At 65.7% G+C, this 16,163-nt stretch carries 14 protein-coding genes; 11 read left to right on the plus strand and 3 right to left on the minus strand.

Translation table 11 applies throughout. The annotated features are described in order from the left end of the window. Nucleotides 1-253 precede the first annotated feature (253 nt). Nucleotides 254-1,123, minus strand: coding sequence for an alpha/beta fold hydrolase (locus QN397_RS11180; protein ID WP_323500877.1), 870 nt, complete (start codon nucleotides 1,121-1,123; stop codon nucleotides 254-256). After that, nucleotides 1,120-1,680, minus strand: coding sequence for a cytochrome b (locus QN397_RS11185; protein ID WP_187051603.1), 561 nt, complete (start codon nucleotides 1,678-1,680; stop codon nucleotides 1,120-1,122). The genes QN397_RS11180 and QN397_RS11185 overlap by 4 nt, the downstream gene beginning before the upstream one ends. 113 nt (nucleotides 1,681-1,793) lie before the next feature. Here QN397_RS11185 and QN397_RS11190 point away from each other — a divergent pair, with 113 nt between their 5' ends. Next, nucleotides 1,794-3,263, plus strand: coding sequence for a glycosyltransferase family 2 protein (locus QN397_RS11190; protein ID WP_187051602.1), 1,470 nt, complete (start codon nucleotides 1,794-1,796; stop codon nucleotides 3,261-3,263). Nucleotides 3,264-3,301: 38 nt separating this feature from the next. Here QN397_RS11190 and QN397_RS11195 read toward each other — a convergent pair whose 3' ends face one another. After that, nucleotides 3,302-4,147: a class III extradiol ring-cleavage dioxygenase gene (locus QN397_RS11195; RefSeq protein ID WP_323497551.1), complete on the minus strand. Its 846-nt coding sequence runs from the start codon at nucleotides 4,145-4,147 to the stop codon at nucleotides 3,302-3,304. 92 nt (nucleotides 4,148-4,239) lie between these two features. Between QN397_RS11195 and QN397_RS11200 the strand changes: the two genes are divergently transcribed. The 10 genes from QN397_RS11200 (at nucleotide 4,240) to QN397_RS11245 (ending at nucleotide 16,157) form a co-directional block, all read left to right on the plus strand. Next, a complete protein-coding gene (locus tag QN397_RS11200; RefSeq protein WP_323500878.1) occupies nucleotides 4,240-5,136 on the plus strand; it encodes a LysR family transcriptional regulator in 897 nt (298 codons plus the stop codon). A 137-nt stretch (nucleotides 5,137-5,273) separates the two neighbouring features. Next, nucleotides 5,274-7,112, plus strand: a complete 1,839-nt coding sequence (locus tag QN397_RS11205; protein WP_323500879.1) for an ABC transporter ATP-binding protein — start codon at nucleotides 5,274-5,276, stop codon at nucleotides 7,110-7,112. Between the two features lie 365 nt (nucleotides 7,113-7,477). Next, nucleotides 7,478-8,890, plus strand: coding sequence for a DUF2868 domain-containing protein (locus QN397_RS11210; RefSeq protein WP_323500880.1), 1,413 nt, complete (start codon nucleotides 7,478-7,480; stop codon nucleotides 8,888-8,890). Then, nucleotides 8,887-10,299: a GTPase/DUF3482 domain-containing protein gene (locus QN397_RS11215; protein ID WP_323500881.1), complete on the plus strand. Its 1,413-nt coding sequence runs from the start codon at nucleotides 8,887-8,889 to the stop codon at nucleotides 10,297-10,299. Before QN397_RS11210 ends, QN397_RS11215 begins: the two co-directional genes overlap by 4 nt. Before the next feature lie 190 nt (nucleotides 10,300-10,489). Next, complete coding sequence (locus QN397_RS11220) at nucleotides 10,490-11,131, plus strand: CDP-alcohol phosphatidyltransferase family protein (RefSeq protein WP_323500882.1); 642 nt, start codon at nucleotides 10,490-10,492, stop codon at nucleotides 11,129-11,131. Nucleotides 11,132-11,184: 53 nt separating this feature from the next. Continuing rightward, a complete protein-coding gene (locus QN397_RS11225) occupies nucleotides 11,185-13,533 on the plus strand; it encodes a penicillin acylase family protein (protein ID WP_323500883.1) in 2,349 nt (782 codons plus the stop codon). Continuing rightward, nucleotides 13,534-14,187, plus strand: a complete 654-nt coding sequence (locus QN397_RS11230) for a histidine phosphatase family protein (protein ID WP_323500884.1) — start codon at nucleotides 13,534-13,536, stop codon at nucleotides 14,185-14,187. A 40-nt stretch (nucleotides 14,188-14,227) separates the two neighbouring features. Continuing rightward, nucleotides 14,228-15,232 (plus strand): DnaJ C-terminal domain-containing protein, encoded by a 1,005-nt coding sequence (locus QN397_RS11235; RefSeq protein ID WP_323500885.1) that lies wholly within the window; start codon nucleotides 14,228-14,230, stop codon nucleotides 15,230-15,232. Between the two features lie 2 nt (nucleotides 15,233-15,234). Then, on the plus strand, nucleotides 15,235-15,573 hold the full coding sequence (locus tag QN397_RS11240) for a chaperone modulator CbpM (RefSeq protein ID WP_187051592.1): 339 nt from the start codon (nucleotides 15,235-15,237) through the stop codon (nucleotides 15,571-15,573). After that, entirely contained in the window at nucleotides 15,570-16,157 is a 588-nt protein-coding gene (locus tag QN397_RS11245; protein WP_323500886.1) for a DNA-3-methyladenine glycosylase I, read from the plus strand. Before QN397_RS11240 ends, QN397_RS11245 begins: the two co-directional genes overlap by 4 nt. Nucleotides 16,158-16,163: the final 6 nt, after the last annotated feature.

A 16,163-nucleotide genomic window follows, 5' to 3' on the forward strand; every position in this document is an offset into this window, starting at 1 on the left:
CCCCGTGAACATCGCTAGCATCTGTATGTTCATCCAGTAGTTCCGCGGTCGCTGGAGCTAAAAGGATACCCCTTATTTTTATACAGTATTCCGAAAACCCCAACCACTTCTTTGCAACACTCTCAGGCGATCATTGCCGGCACGATGCCAGATTCACTTACTCCACCCTGCGATCCGTGCGAACTGCCGAGGGCAAGCCCAGCAACAGCGCCAGGCGGCTGGAAGGACACGGGCCGCGTGCACTACATCGGCATCAGTCGAAGAAGCGCAGCAGCTGACGGTTGACTTCGTCGGCGCGCTCGTACTGCGTCCAGTGACCGGCGCCATCGACCACCGCGCCCCCGCGATTCGGATGACCGGCAGTCAATCGCGCCACCAGCGGCCGCGGGTCGGCGGTGACGTCGTACTCACCCCACATCAGCAGCAACGGACAGGTCAGCGTGTCGATCGCCGCCTGCAGCCCACCGGCCATCGACACGTCCTTGCTGCGGAATCGCGTGCCGTGGCACGACACGTCGTGGATCTCGAAAGCCAGCGGATCGGAAGCCTTGTCGTGCAGCATGAGCGCGTCGAGGTTGTGCTTCAAGGCGACACGCTCGGCTGCGCGATCGACCGAGCGGCGCCAGTTGATCATGTCCAGCGTGAGGCGCCGCAGCGACGCATGGCCGCCGCTGCCGACCAGCGCCAGCCGACGCACCGGACGCCGCGTGGCGAAGGTCGACGCCACCAGTCCGCCGAAGGAGAACCCGCCGAGGTCGACTGGCGTATCGGCGCCGATCAGCATGTCGAGCGTGCCGCCCAGCGCCGTCAGCAACGGATCGATCGGCGCCTGGCCGTCGGCCATCGGCAAAGGCTTGTCGGAGTCGAGAAAGCCCGGCATGTCGGGCAACCACAGCGTGTGTTCGGCCGACAGCGCCTCGACATTGCGGATCCAGTGCATCCAGCTGCCATGGCCGCCGTGCAACAACACCAGCGGCGGGTAGGTGATGTCGGTCTCGGTGTTGCCGAAGCGACGCCAGCGCACGCGCACGCCTTCGTGCACCGGATCGTGGTGCGTCGACAGCGCGTCGATGCGTTCGATGAAGGCGCGGGCGCCGGCGTCGGAATCTGGCGGAAAGTTCATGGAAGCATGCGCTGGAGTTCGGGTTCTTTGTCGATGAACTGGTGCTTGAGGGCACCCGCCACGTGCAGCGCGAACAGCCCGTACAGGATGTAGCCGGCCCAGATGTGCAGCGCACCGAACTTGTCGTGCAGCATCTCCTTGGTCGCGGGCTCGATGTTCATGATCCAGCCGATGCGCGGCCAGGGCACCAGGGCGAAAAGGTGCATCGGATGGGCGGCGGCGTCTTTCCAGGCCGAGTCGTGCATCCAGCCCGACAGGGGCAGCAAGATCATCAATGCATACAGCGTGCCGTGTGCAGCGTGTGCGGCGAAGCTTTCGAGCCGACCGTAAGAAAGGGGCATCGCCGGCGGCCGGTGCGTAAAGCGCCACAGAAGCCGCAAGATCACCAGACCGAGGACCGTGATGCCGATCGACTTGTGGGTGTCGACCGCAGGCCGAACCCAGTCGTCGGGAAAGAGATCGACCGCCAGGATCAACGCGATGTTGACCGCCATCAGCGCGGCGATGAGCCAGTGCAACAGCATGGCGGTCTTGGTGTAGCGGGCGTGTGGGAGCATCGAGGGAATTTTCAGGGCAGAACCGACTCAGCTTATGAACCGGGGCGATTGTCCCCTGCGTTAACGGCCTCTTTTCGGGCATCTTCCCGGGCACTTTTTCGAGCATCCTTTCCTTGAACGATTCCCTTCGCAGCGCGTTCGTGGCCGCATCCCCGCGGCTCACGCCGCCGCCCACGCCGCTGGTCAGCGTGCTGATCCACAGCAGCGTGCTCGTGTTGTGGATCGCCCTTTTCGCGATGGCCTTCAAGGTCGGCGGTGTGTGGGGCTGGTCGGTCGGGGTGGCGTATGTGCTGTACGACACCGTGTTGCTGCTCTTCGTCGGCTGGCACACGTTGCCGATCCTGCGACGGCCCGCCGCTTTGCCTGCGCGCGTCGGCGCGACGGACGTGCAGCGCGATACGCTGGGCGTGATCGTCGCCTCGCACAATGAAGCGGCCGTGTTGCCGGTCACGCTGGCCGCGTTGCTCGGCCAGACCGATGTGCCCGATCGCATCGTCATTGCCGACGATGGCTCTACCGACGGCACCGCCGAGTTGCTCGTGACGCGTTACGGCCTCACGCGGCCCGCCTTCGGACAGTTGAGCGCAGCCAGCACCAGCCACCCCGGTCTTTTCTGGCTGCGGTTGCCGCACGGTGGCAAAGCGGTCGCGCTCAATGCTGCCATTGCCTGCATCGACACCGACACCGTGCTCACGGTCGACGGCGACACGCTGCTCGACGTCAAGGCCATCGCAGCCGTGCGCAATGCGTTTTCGGCCGAGCCCGATCTCGTGGCCGCGACGGGCGTCATCACGCCGGTGTGCAGCCGCACACTGGCGGGCCGCTGCTTTCAGTGGTTTCAGACGTACGAGTACATCCGTAATTTTCTGTCGCGCTACGCGTGGATGCGGGTCGACGGGCTGCTGCTGATCTCCGGCGCGTTCGCCGGTTTCCGGCTCGACGCAGTGCGTGCGGTGGGCGGTTTCGACACCGACTGCCTGGTCGAGGACTACGAGCTCATCCACCGCCTGCACCGCTATGCGCAAGCGCACGGATTGCCGTGGACCGTGCGCGTGCTCGGCGATGCACAGGCGCACACCGATGCGCCGAGCGGTGTGATGCCCTTTCTGCGCCAGCGTCGCCGCTGGTTCGGTGGCTTCCTGCAAACGCAGTACTGGTACCGCGCGATGGTCGGCGACCGGCGTTACGGCTGGCTCGGCACGCTGATGCTTCCGGTGAAAGCCATCGACACGCTGCAGCCGCTGTACGGGCTGGCCGCCTTTGCCTTGCTGCTGGTGTACATCGTGGAGGGCAACCTCGGCGCGCTTGCCCCGGCGGCGGGTGTGATCGGGGCCAAGATCGTGCTCGACCTGCTGTTCCATCTGTGGTCGGTGTACCTGTACCGCCGCTGGATCGGCGAGCAGAGCGAGGTGAACATGGTGCAGGCCTTTCTGGCCGCTATCGTCGAGCCGTTTACCTTTCAACTCCTTCGGCACACGGGCGCAGCCTGGGGTTGGTGGACCTTTTTGACCGGGCGCGGCACGTGGGGCCGGCAAACGCGCGTCGGGCTGGTCAACGAAGACGGCGAGACGCGGCGCAGCTGAGGGGCGGTGCGCGTCGACGCCGGGCGCGCAGGACGCACTCAGGCGTTCGCCGCTGTGCCGAACCTGAAGCTCGACACCACGAGTCCGCCCATGAAGGCGTCTTCGTGATAGATCCGCTCGCCGACATCGCCTTCGGCCGCACCCACGGCCACCATCAATGGAATCAGGTGCTCCTCACGCGGATGCGCGATACGTGCTGCCGGCGCTGACGACCACGCCTCCAACTGCTTCGCGCGTTCGGCCGGCGCGCCCTGCACCACCGCATCGTCCAGCCAGTCGTCGAAGGCCTTCGACACGTCGTGCGCCTGCGGGCCGAAGTTGCGCAGGTTGTGATAGCTCAGTCCGCTGCCGACGATGAGCACGTCTTCGTCGCGCAGCGGCGCCAGCGCGCGGCCCAGCGCCAGATGTGCGGCCGGGTCGAGCCCGCGCATCAGTGACAACTGAACGACCGGTACATCCGCTTCGGGATAGATCGCGACCATCGGCGAGTAGGTGCCGTGATCGAAGCCGCGTTCGACATCGAGCGCCACCGGCAGGCCCGCGCCTTCGATCAGTTCCATCACGCGGCGCGCCAGCGTCGGCGAGCCGGGCGCGTTGTATTGCACCTTGTATGTGTGCGCGGGAAAGCCGCCGTAGTCGTAGATCATCTGCGGCCTGGGGTTGCCCATCACCGTGAAGGCGGACTCTTCCCAGTGGGCAGACACCATCAGGATGGCGCGCGGCTTGCGGCCGATTTGCCGCGGCATGTCGGACAGCGAGGCCTCGAGTTGCGCATAGGCGTTGCCCATCTCTTTTTTCATCCAGGGCCAGGGGCCGCCGCCATGGGATATGAAGTAGGTCGGCAAGCGCGGGGTCGCTGGGTTCGTGGTGGCATTCGTGGTCATGGCAAAGCTCCTTCACATCGAATGTAGTGATTTCCCTTGCAGAATTCGAGAGCCGTGCATTCAATGATCGGTTTCTTCTGAGGAAAGCATCGATGGACCGAATGACCAGCCTCCGCGTGTTTCGTGACGTCGTCGAGTCGGGCAGTTTTACGGCAGCAGCCGAGCGGCTTTCGATGTCGCCGCCGATGGTCAGCAAGCACATCGCACAGCTCGAAAAGTCGCTCGGCGCGCGCTTGCTGAACCGCTCCAGCCGTCACCTGAGCCTGACCGAAGCGGGCACCGCCTGGTACGAGCAAAGCGGCCAGGCGCTCGACATGCTCGACGCAGCCGAAGCCACGATCAGCCAGCGCAATGAAGCACCACGCGGCCGGCTCAAAGTGAGTGCGCCGGTCTGGTGTGCGACGCCCCGCTTCGCCCGCGTGCTCGCCGACTATCGCGAGCAGTACCCGGAAGTGTTGATCGACATCCATCTGGAAAACCGCAAGATCGATCTGGCCGCCGATGGCTACGACCTGGCGCTGCGGGCGACGCAGGAGCCTTCTGCCGCGCTGATCGCGCGGTCGCTGTGCAAGGTGCAGTTCCATCTGGTGGCGGCGACCCGCTACGTGCGTCGAATCGGCGAGCCCTCGGCGCCGGCCGACCTCGCCAAGCTCGACGCCATCGTGCCGAGCTACGTCAACATCGAAGGGCTCTCGCTCAAGGGTTCGGGCGGACGACAGGCACCGTTGCGACTGCGGCCGGTGATGTTGTCGGACGACACCACGCTCACATTGCATGCAGTGCGCGCCGGCATGGGCATGGCGTTCTTGCCCGCGTGGCTGGTCGACGACGACCTGGCAAGCGGCGTGCTCACGCGCTTGGTGCCGGACTACGCGGCGCCCGCGGTGACGCTGTTCGCCGTTTACACGAGCCGGCAGTACATGGCACCCAAGCTGCGCAGCTTCATCGACTTTCTGAGCGACCGGCTGAACCCCCGGTTGTGCCCGTAACTTCGGCGAACAGGGGAAGCGGTTGCATGAGAAGCACTGGGGGTCGCGACATAGCCGCACGCACCCGGCGACCATCCCGCATCGCAGACAATTCGGTCATCGCGCATCGACGCTGGAGACCCACCCCTTTGCTTGCCTTGTTCCGCTTTTTCGAGAAGCTTCTTCACCCCTATCCGCCCGCTGAACCGCCGCTGCCACCGCACGGTTTCTTCGCCTTTTTATGGGCCTGCACGGATGGCGTGCGCGGCAAGATCGCGACGATGGCGCTGCTCACCGCAGCCATATCGTCGTTCGAGGCACTGCTGTTCGCGATGCTCGGCCGCATCGTCGACTGGCTCGGTGGCCAGGTGCCGGCGCGCTTGTGGGACGAGCGCGGCACCACGTTGATGTGGCTCGGCTTCGCTCTGGCGGCAAGCATCGGCGTGGTTGCATTGCAGACGATCGTCAAGCACCAGACGCTGGCGGTGAACCTGCCGATGCGCCTGCGTTGGAACTTCCACCGGCTGATGCTGGGCCAGAGCATGGCCTTCTACCAGGACGAGTTCGCCGGCCGCATCACGGCCAAGGTGATGCAGACCGCGCTGGCGGTGCGCGACACCGTCTTCGTGCTGGCCGACGTGCTGGTGGCGATGGGCGTCTACGTCGCGACCATGATCGTGCTGGTCGCCGTGCTCGACACGCAACTGATATGGCCCTTCGTGATCTGGCTCGCGCTCTATCTGGCGCAGCTCGCTTTCTTCGTGCCGCGCCTCGGCAAGGTCGGCAAGGCGCAGGCCGATGCGCGCGCCTTGATGACCGGCCGCATCACCGATGCGTACACCAACATCGCAACCGTCAAGCTGTTCTCGCACACGCAGCGCGAGGCCGGCTTTGCGCGCGACGCGATGCGCGAGTTCATGCACACCGGCTACGGCCAGATGCGGTTGGTCAGCCTGTTCGAGATCACCAATCACGCACTCAGCATGGGACTCACCGCCGGCATGTGCGGCATGGCGCTGTGGCTGTGGTCGAACGGCGCGGTCGGCATCGGCGCGGTCGCCGCATCGACCGCCATGGCGTTGCGGCTGCAGGGCATGTCGCACTGGATCATGTGGGAAATGACGAGCCTGTTCGAGAACATCGGCACCGTGCAGGACGGCATGAAGACGCTGTCGCTCCCGCGCACGGTGCTCGACGTGCCGGCCGCGACGCAGTTGGCGGTGCCGCGCGGTGAAGTCCGTTTCGATCACGCGAGCTTTCGGTATTCCGATGGCGGCCGCCGCGTCATCGACGACATGACGCTCACCGTGGCGCCGGGTGAAAAGATCGGTCTGGTCGGCCGCTCGGGCGCCGGCAAATCGACGCTGGTCAACCTGCTGCTGCGCTTCCACGATCTGGAAAGCGGACGCATCCTGATCGACGGGCAAGACATCGCCAAGGTCACGCAAGACTCGCTGCGGCGCCACATCGGCATGGTCACGCAAGACACGTCGCTGCTGCACCGATCGGTCTCCGACAACATCGACTACGGCCGGCCCGACGCGGGCGACGCTGCCGTGCGTTCAGCCGCAGAGCGTGCCGAGGCGCACGAGTTCATCCAGACGCTCGGCGATGCCAAAGGCCGGCAGGGCTACGACGCGCACGTGGGCGAGCGCGGCGTCAAGCTATCGGGCGGCCAGCGGCAACGCGTTGCCATCGCGCGCGTGATGCTGAAGGACGCGCCGATCCTGTTGCTCGACGAAGCCACCAGCGCGCTCGACTCCGAAGTCGAAGCCGCGATCCAGCAAAGCCTCTACACGCTGATGGAAGGCAAGACGGTGATCGCGATCGCGCACCGGCTGTCGACCATCGCGGCGATGGACCGCCTCATCGTGCTGGACGAAGGCTGCGTGGTCGAAGAAGGCGATCACAAGACGCTGCTGTCGAAGAACGGCCTGTATGCGCGTCTGTGGGCGCACCAGAGTGGTGGCTTTCTGGGCGACGGCAAAGACGACTGATTCGCCGGACCGAGGAACGACCGCGTTTGCTTCGCGAGTCCTACAGCGCGCGCCGACCGCCGCCGACAATCCGATCTCCGCTTTGCCACGAGCATCCAGTGGTCTTAAACAAAGAGGGGTGCTTGCCGTGAATTCCATCATTTATATCGTCGGCCTGGTCGTCGTCGTTGTTGCAGTGCTTTCGTTCTTCGGCCTTCGCTGAAAGCGTATCGAAAGCAACGAGAGCGCATCAGCGCAACGCGATCCCGAGAGGGATGCTTTCAACGGGGCCGTTTGCGGCCCCGTTTTCCGTTGTAGTCGCGGCCTGTGTGGCGGGCATAATTTCCGCGCCCGCCCACCACGACTCAGAACGACCAAGGAACTTGTTGAACACGCCACTGGCAGACGCGGTCGTCACGGAATCGGTGCGGTGGGTCGAAACGACGGGCCCGTTGGACGACGCGGAGGCTGTGCGTACCGCGATGTCGTCGGTGCATGACACCGGCGCCGCTCGCATCACCGAGCGCGCCCGCATCCTCGGGCGTCGCATCGGGCTCGATGCCGAAGTCGAACGCATGCGCGCCTCGGCGCCGTGGATCTTGCTGGCCATCGTCGCCGTGGTGGTGCTCGCGGGGCTCGGCGTGGCCGGCAACGTGATCGGCGGCGATCGCAAGATCAACGTGATGGTCGCGCTGGTCAGCCTGCTCGGATTGCACTTGCTGACGCTATTGGTGTGGCTCATCGGGCTCGTGCTTCCGTTCGGCTCATTCGGTTCATTCAGCGCATCGTTCGGCTCGATCTGGCTCGCACTCACTGCGCATGTGGCGGGTGGCAAGCGCGGGCAAGCGCCGGTGCTGGTGCGCGCGACGACCGGCTTGTTGACACGTGCGCGGCTGCTGCCGTGGGCACTCGGATTCGTGAGCCATACGATCTGGACGCTTTCGTTCGCGGTCATCGTCGCCGCCCTGCTCTTCTCGCTGGCGTTTCGCAACTACACGCTGAGCTGGGAGACGACGATTCTCGAGCCCGGGTTTTTCGTGCGCAGCGTGCAGTGGCTCGGCGCATTGCCATCGTGGCTCGGCTTTCCGGTGCCGGATGCACAGACGGTGCTTTCATCGCCGAGTGCCGCCCCGGATACCGCGTCGCTTGCCGGCCAGCGCACATGGGCGTTGTGGCTGACCGGCTGCGTCGTGGTCTACGGCCTGTTGCCTCGGCTGCTGCTCGCACTGTTGAGCGCCGCCGTCTGGCAGGCGCGCAAAAGTGCGCTTCAGCCTGACCTGCGCAATGCCTACTACCTGAAGTTGCTGGCACGCTTCGATGCACTGCAAGCGCCCCGCGTGGTCGATGCCGACGGTGGACGCATGCGACAAGGCGCAGTGCCCGGCCTGGCCGCGAGCGACACCTCGAAGGCGCTCTGGATCATCGGTTTCGAGCTGCCCGACGAGGCGCCCTGGCCGCCTGCTCTTGCTGTTCCGGCTGCCGCCCACCATGTTCAAGTCGATGGCAGCGCAGCCCAGCGCGGCGAACTGCTCGCCGCGTTGACTGGGGCGCGACCCGCACGCGTGATCCTCGTGTGCAACGGCGCATCGAGCCCTGACCGTGGTGCGGAACGCTTCGTGCGCGAAGTGCAGAGCCGGTGCGGCGAATGCCGACTTTGGCTGTGTGGCGTGTCGGCCAAGCCGGCACGCTGGCGCGACTGGATGGTCGAGGTCGGCATCGCGCCATGGCAGGAGGATGGCGTTTTAAAAGACGACAGCGCAGCGCTCACCGGCCGTGGCGAAGCGGACGTCCGTTCATGAACGACAAGCTGTCTGTTGCCAGCAGCGACCCTCAAGCCATCCGCATCGCAGTCGTCGGCCATACCAACTCCGGCAAGACCTCGCTGCTGCGCACGCTGACCCGTCGCGTCGATTTTGGCGAGGTGTCGGAGCGGCCCGGCACAACCCGTCATGTCGAGAGCGTCGACCTGCGCATCGACGGCCGCAGCATCGTGCGATTTTTCGATACGCCGGGGCTCGAAGACGCGGTGTCGCTGCGACAGCATCTCGAGGCCTTCGACACCACGCACACACCGCCCGATCGCATTCGCGCATTCCTTCAGAGCCCCGAGGCACACGGCACCTTCGAGCAAGAGGCCAAGGTGCTTCGCACGATGCTCGATGTCGATGCGGCATTTCTCGTCATCGATGCACGCGAGCCTGTGCTGCCCAAGTTTCGCGCCGAGATCGAGTTGCTCAATTCATGCGCGCGACCGGTGTTGCCGGTGTTGAATTTCGTGCGCGATGCGGCCAGCCGCGAGCCCGCGTGGAAAGAGCTGCTGTCGGCTTACGGCCTGCACGTTCTCGTGCGCTTCGACGCGGCAGCGCCCTTTACCGGTGCCGAGCGTGATCTGTATCGCGACCTCGCGACCTTGCTGCGCGACCACCGCGAACCGCTGCATCGGGCTGTCGAACAACTCGAAGCCGAAGCCGCGCATCGACGCCACGCCGCGGCGGCCCGCATCGCCGAACTGCTGGTCGATGCGGCGGCCGTGCGTCGCACAGCGTCGGCTGCAGAATTCTCCGACGCAGCCCAACGCCAGGCGCTGGTCGCGGCGCTGCGCCAGGCCCTCACCGACAAGGCACAGCGCTGTACGGACGACCTGCTCGCGCTCTATGGGTTTCGGCAAGGCGATGCAGACGAAGCGCCACTGCAAGCCATCGAGGGCCGCTGGACGCTGGACTTCTTCGAGCCCGAGGCCATGAAGGCGGCCGGCCTGTTGATGGGCAAAGGCGTGGTCGCAGGTGCTGCGGTGGGCGTGGTGGCCGATCTCGCTTTGGCCGGCCTGTCGCTCGGTGCCGGTGCTGCACTGGGCGGCGCCATCGGCGGTGCGGTGTCGCAAGGGTGGGGACCGTTCGGCCGCAAGCTGATGAACATGCTGCGCGACGTGCAGGAGCTGAGCATCGAAGACAGCGTGCTGGTGGTGATGGCAGCTTGGCAGCTGCAGTTGGCACAGGCGCTGGAGCGCCGCGGCCATGCGGCGACCGAACGCATCGCAGTCGGCGGCAGCGCCGGTCGCGATGTGGCGCCGGCGGTGCGCGCAGCACGTCCCGCGCGCAGCCATCCCGAATGGGAAAGCACCCGTCGCTTGCGCTGGACTGCACCGGCCGCCCGCGAGGCGCTGGTCGCGCGCGTCGCCGGCCCGCTCGAAGCCGCATTGTCGAGTTGAAGAAGCGGCCATCGAGGTCGTCGGGCGCGCCGATGCGCTCATGCGCGACTTGCCATCCCGCTTCGAAGTCCATGCCGCGCACCAGCTGAGCGCCCTGTCGATTCGATGGCAAACGATCGGAACGCGACTACAGAAACGGCTTTGCGTTTGCGCTAAGGTGCTTTCCACCTCCTCTGTCGAAAAGCCCTGCATGTCTACGCCCTCCAACGCACCGCCAGCGCGCAAGCACTTCTCGATGATTCGCGGCTTCCATCTGGCCGACATGTTCACGCTAGGCAATGCGGCGTGCGGCGTGGGCGCTGTGTTCCTGGCGATGGCTTTCGTGGCGAGCCAGTCGATCGATCATTTTTTGTGGGCCGCCGCGCTGGCACCGGCTGCTTTTATCTTCGACGTATTCGACGGCCGCATCGCCCGCTGGCGCCAGACGCACTCAGCGCTCGGCCGCGAGCTCGACTCGCTCGCCGACATCATTTCCTTTGGCGTTGCACCCGCTGCGCTGGCGTTTGCCGCCGGGCTCAAGGGAGGTTGGGACTGCCTGTTGCTGATCTATTTCGTGTGCTGCGGCGTGAGCCGACTGGCGCGCTACAACGTCACCGCCGAGGCGCTTTCCGAAGGCGCCGACAAGGTCAAGTTTTTCGAAGGCACGCCCATTCCAACCAGCGTTGCGCTGGTCGGCGTGCTCGCGCTCGCCGCCTGGCAAGGCCGCATCGGCGAGGCGATATGGGGCGGCGTCTGGCTGGTTGGCCCGTGGGCCTTGCACCCGCTCACGCTGCTGTTCGGCCTGTCGGGCACGTTGATGATCAGCAAGACCTTGCGTATTCCGAAGTTCTAGCCTGATCGTTCGGGATGTCCGCTCGTTTCCGGCTCTCCCCGGCTCTCGTTTCGATGGCCGCGGGCGCCCTGCTTGCTGCCAGTGGCTCTGCGTTGTCGGCCAACGCGCGAAGCGTGACCATCGAGCGAACCACCTTTGGCATCGCGCACATCACGGCGCCTGACTGGGAAGGCCTCGGCTACGGCACCGCCTATGCGCATGCGCAAGACAACGTGTGCCAAACGGCCGAGCACCTGCTCACCCTCCGTGGCGACCGCTCGCAATTCCTCGGCGCCCAGACCGCCGGGGACTTCGGCTTCGTCAAGATGCCCAACGCGCGCATCGATTTTTTCGTGCGCTCTCACATGGACGACGCCGCGCTGGCGCGGGTCGCTGCCACTGCCAGTCCCGATGCGCAGGCGCTGATGCGCGGCTATGTGGCCGGCTACAACCGCTACCTTCAAGATACCGGAATGGCCGGCTTGCCCGAACCCTGTCGCGGCAAGGCGTGGGTGCGCCCGATGACCACGAGCGACCTCGCGCGATCGACCGAGTTGTCGATGGTGCAAGGCGGTATCGGCGCACTGGCGGGTGCGGTGCTGGCGGCGGCGCCTCCGGTAGTCAAAACCGCTGCAGCAGTCGTCTCTGAAGCGCCGGTCGCCGAGATCGCGCGCTATAGCTTCAACGCCAACCCGGAAGGCGGCGAACTCGGCTCGAACGGTTGGGCCTTCGGCCGCAACGCGACGCCCGACGGTAAGGGCCTGCTGCTCGGCAATCCACACTTTCCGTGGGTTGGTATCAACCGCTTCTGGCAGGTTCACCAGACCATTCCCGGCCAGCTGGACGTGATGGGCGCAGTCGGTGCGCTAAGCCCCATCGTGTCGATCGGCTTCAACAAGGATGTCGCCTGGACGCACACCGTGTCGACCGGCAAGCGCTTCACGCTCTACGAACTGAAGCTCGACCCGGCCGACCCGACTGTCTACTGGGTGGACGGCGAGCCCAAGCGCATGGCGGTGCGCACCGTCACCCTGCCGTCCGGCAGCGGGGGAGCAGGTGACGGCGGCGCGCCGCTGCAGCACACCTTTTATTCGACCGATTGGGGTCCGGTGATCTCGCTGCCGCGCGCCGGCCTCGGCTGGACAGCGCAACGCGCCTATGCACTGCGCGACGCCAACACGTTGAACACACGATCGGCCGACAGCTGGATCCGCATGGGCCAGGCGCGCAATGTGAGCGAGTTGCGTGCTGCGATGGGCAACCAGGGCATGCCGTGGATCAACACCATCGCGGCGGACCGTAACGGCAACGCGATGTATGCCGATCTGTCGGTGGTGCCCGATGTGTCGGCGGACATGTTGACGACCTGCACGCCCTCGCCCGCCGCGGCCGCGCTGCTCAACGCGGCCAATCTGCCGGTGCTCGACGGATCGCGCAGCGCCTGTGCCTGGAACCGCGACAGCACAGCGGCGTCACCCGGCCTGATCGCGCCGGCGCGCATGCCGGTCGTCATCACGCCCGACTATGTGCAGAACAGCAACGACAGTTTCTGGCTGAGCAACCCGGACATCGCGCCGATGCCCGGTGTGTCTCCTCTGGTCGGCTTGATCGGCAAGCCGCAACGCTTGCGCACGCGCAGCGGCATCATGGAAATCCGCGGTCGGCTTGCCGGTACAGATGGCCTTCCCGGCAACCGGATGAGCGCGGCAGACTTGCGCAGCGTGATCTTTCGCGACAAGAACCTCGCCGGCATGCTGGTGATGAACGACCTCGCGGCGGCGTGCGCCGAAAGCGCCTCGACATTGACGGCGGATCAGGCTGCCGGCTGCCGTGTACTCACTGCGTGGGACCGCACCAGCAACGCCGCGTCTCGCGGTGCGCCGCTGTTCCGCGAGTTCTGGCGCGCCGCCAAAGACATGCCCGGCATTTGGCGCGTGGCGTTCGACCCGGCCCAGCCCGTGACAACGCCAGCCGGACTCGACATGGCGACGCCTGCCATTCGCGCAGCCGTATTCAAGGCGCTGGCCGAAGCTGCGAACACGCTGCGAGTCGCGGGTTTCGCGCTCGACACACCCCTGGGCAATCCGCAATCCCGTTTGGTGCGTGGCGAGAAAATCGGCCTGCACGGCGGCGAAGAATTCGAAGGCGTGCTCAACAAGCTCAGCACGCAAGGTCAGACAGCGATCGACTCGAAGGGCTACAACGTCAACTCCGGCACCGGCTACCTGCAGGTCGTGACCTTCGACGAGCGCGGCCCGGTTGCGCACGGCCTGTTGACGTATGGCCAGAGCAGCGACCCGGCATCGCCACGCGCGTACGATCAGCTGCCGATGTTCGCTGCCAAACAATGGCAGCCATTGCCCTTCCATCCGGCGGACGTCCAGGCACAGCGCCAGGGGCGGCCGCTGCAGCTTGTGTATTGAATGACCACACCTTCGACGCCTCCTCATTTCACGGTTCAGCATCCCGCAGGCTACGAAGAACTCGTTCGCCTCGCTGCCGCGCAGCCTTTGACGCCGGCTTGCGATCACTTCTACTTTCTGCGCCACGGTCAGACAGGTCGCAACGCGCTGCGCATTTTTCAGGCGGTCGACGAACCCTTGAGCGAACTCGGGTTGCAGCAAGCGGCACGAGCGGCCGCAGTGCTTGCGGGCGAGCCGATCCGCACGTTGGTGGCGAGCGACGCGAACCGTGCGCTGACCACCGCGAAAGCCGTGGGCGCCACGCTCAAGCTGGTACCGCTCGAGAACGAAGACCTGCGCGAGCGCCACTTTGGTGACCTGATCGGCACCTCGTCGGCCAACATCGACTGGGCCTGCGCCCCCGAGAACGGCGAAACGCTGGCGAGCTTCGTCGAGCGCAAGCGCGGCGCGCTGGCAGCCGCGCTGGCCGAGCCGGCGCCCGTGCTGGTGGTGGCGCATGGCGGCACGTTGTATGTGCTTGCCGCGCTGCTCGGCGTACCGATCGGACCCGATGTGCTCGGCAACGCGCAACCTTTGAAGTTCGAGCGGACGGGCAGTAAATGGACGGCGTATGCGCTAGCGCAAAACGTCGACGGCGGCGCCGCCATAGCCTAGACGTTTTTTTTCGGCGTTCATCGGCACACAAGAACACTTCATGGAATTCAAGGACTACTACAAAGCACTCGGCCTCGCGTCGACCGCGTCGGAAGACGAGGTGCGCAAGGCCTATCGCAAGCTCGCACGCAAGTACCACCCCGACGTCAGCAAGGAAGCCGACGCCGAGGTGCGCATGCGCGACATCAACGAGGCTAACGACGTGCTGCGCGACAAGGAAAAGCGCGCCGCCTACGATGCGCTGGCGGCACGTGTAGCGCGTGGTGAAGGCATGGGCGGCCGCGCCGGTAGTCCTGGCGGCCCAGGTGCAGGCGGTGACTTCCAGCCGCCGCCGGGCTGGGACGAAGGCTTCGAGTTCCATCGCGGGCCCCATGATGGCCCGGCCGATCATGCCGATTTCAGCGAGTTCTTCTCTTCCATGTTCGGTGCCTCGGAGCGCCGCGGTGCCGAGCGCCGCAACCACCGCGCCAAAGGCGAAGACCATCACGCGGCCATCGAGATTTCGCTCGAAGACGCGATCAACGGTGCCGAGCGCGAGATCACCCTGCGCGCGCTCGACACCGATGCGCAGGGGCAGCCGGCCTTCGTCAATCGCATACTGAGCGTGAAGATTCCGGCCGGCGTGCATCCCGGCCAGTTCATCCGGCTGACGGGCCATGGCATGCCCGGCCAGGGCGGCGAGCCGGCCGGCGACCTGTACCTCGAAGTGCGCATCGCGCCACACAAGCTCTATCGCATCGAAGAGCGCGATCTCTACATGACGCTGCCTGTGACGCCGACCGAAGCGGCGCTGGGCGCGCAGGTGAAGGTGCCGACGCCGGGTGGCGGCGTGGTCGAAGTGACCGTGCCGCGCAATGCGCGCAGCGGGCTCAAGCTACGGCTCAAAGAACGCGGCCTGCCAGGCAAGCCGCGGGGCAATCTCTACCTGCTGCTCGAGATCGCCCTGCCGCCCGCCGACACCGACGCGGCGCGCCAGGCCTACGAGCAACTCGCGAAAGCAGCGCCTTTCGATCCACGTCGCCACCTCGGCATTTCGGGAGACTGAGCATGGCCAGCTACACCATCACTACACACACTGTCACCACGTCTTCAAGCGCGATCAGCGGCGCCCGGCCGCTCGCCGCGAGCGAATTGGCGCACGCGGTCGGCGCCGAGATCGACTGGGTCGTCCAGCTGGTGGAAGTCGGCATCGTCGAGGTCGAAGCGCCCGTGCCGGCGCGCACCGACGACTGGCGCTTTCATAGCGCTGCGCTGCAGCACGCACTAGAAGCACGGCGGCTGGAGCGCGATTTCGGTGTCGGGCTCGATGCCGCGGCGTTGATCCTGGACCTGCAGCACGAGGTGCGTCGGCTCAAGGCGGTGCTCCACGCGCAAGGCCGGCCTTGAGCGCTGCAAACGCAGACGCCGCAAAGGCGCACGCGCAACATCGCTGCGGCTGGGCGGAATCCAACCCCCTGCTGCAGTCGTACCACGACGCCGAATGGGGCGTGCCCGAGCACGACAGCCGCGCGCTATGGGAAAAGCTGATGCTCGACGGCTTCCAGGCGGGGCTCTCATGGCTGACCATTCTTCGCAAGCGCGATGCCTTCCGCAAGGCGTTCAAGAACTTCGATCCCGAGAAAGTCGCGCGCTTCGACGAAGCTGATATCGAGCGGCTGATGCAGGACGCCGGCATCGTGCGCTCGCGAGCCAAGATTCTGGCGACCATCGGCGGCGCGAAGGCCTATCTGGCGATGCAGGCGGCGGGTGAGGACTTTTCGAAATTCGTCTGGGGAATGGCTGGCGACGAGCCGATTCGCAATGCGGGGCCAGAGCGGCTGGTTAAGAGTGAGTTGTCTGAGCAGATGTCCCTGGCGCTGAAGAAGCGCGGTTTCAAATTCGTCGGGCCGGTCATCGTCTACGCGTGGCTGCAGGCGACCGGCGTGGTCAATGACCATTCGGCCGATTGCTTTCGGCGCAACTCGGGGTGAGTCGGC

This window comes from Variovorax sp. RTB1 (assembly GCF_035018765.1).
Taxonomy (GTDB): Bacteria; Pseudomonadota; Gammaproteobacteria; order Burkholderiales; family Burkholderiaceae_C; genus Variovorax.

What these genes read in the sequence shown, in the direction of transcription:
- QN397_RS11230 (WP_323500884.1), top strand. Translation starts at nt 13,534, where the DNA reads ATGACCACACCTTCGACGCCTCCTCATTTCACGGTTCAGCATCCCGCA.
- QN397_RS11225 (WP_323500883.1), top strand. Translation starts at nt 11,185, where the DNA reads ATGGCCGCGGGCGCCCTGCTTGCTGCCAGTGGCTCTGCGTTGTCGGCC.
- QN397_RS11200 (WP_323500878.1), top strand. Translation starts at nt 4,240, where the DNA reads ATGGACCGAATGACCAGCCTCCGCGTGTTTCGTGACGTCGTCGAGTCG.
- QN397_RS11180 (WP_323500877.1), bottom strand. Translation starts at nt 1,123, where the DNA reads ATGAACTTTCCGCCAGATTCCGACGCCGGCGCCCGCGCCTTCATCGAA.
- QN397_RS11240 (WP_187051592.1), top strand. Translation starts at nt 15,235, where the DNA reads ATGGCCAGCTACACCATCACTACACACACTGTCACCACGTCTTCAAGC.
- QN397_RS11185 (WP_187051603.1), bottom strand. Translation starts at nt 1,680, where the DNA reads ATGCTCCCACACGCCCGCTACACCAAGACCGCCATGCTGTTGCACTGG.
- QN397_RS11195 (WP_323497551.1), bottom strand. Translation starts at nt 4,147, where the DNA reads ATGACCACGAATGCCACCACGAACCCAGCGACCCCGCGCTTGCCGACC.
- QN397_RS11220 (WP_323500882.1), top strand. Translation starts at nt 10,490, where the DNA reads ATGTCTACGCCCTCCAACGCACCGCCAGCGCGCAAGCACTTCTCGATG.
- QN397_RS11235 (WP_323500885.1), top strand. Translation starts at nt 14,228, where the DNA reads ATGGAATTCAAGGACTACTACAAAGCACTCGGCCTCGCGTCGACCGCG.
- QN397_RS11215 (WP_323500881.1), top strand. Translation starts at nt 8,887, where the DNA reads ATGAACGACAAGCTGTCTGTTGCCAGCAGCGACCCTCAAGCCATCCGC.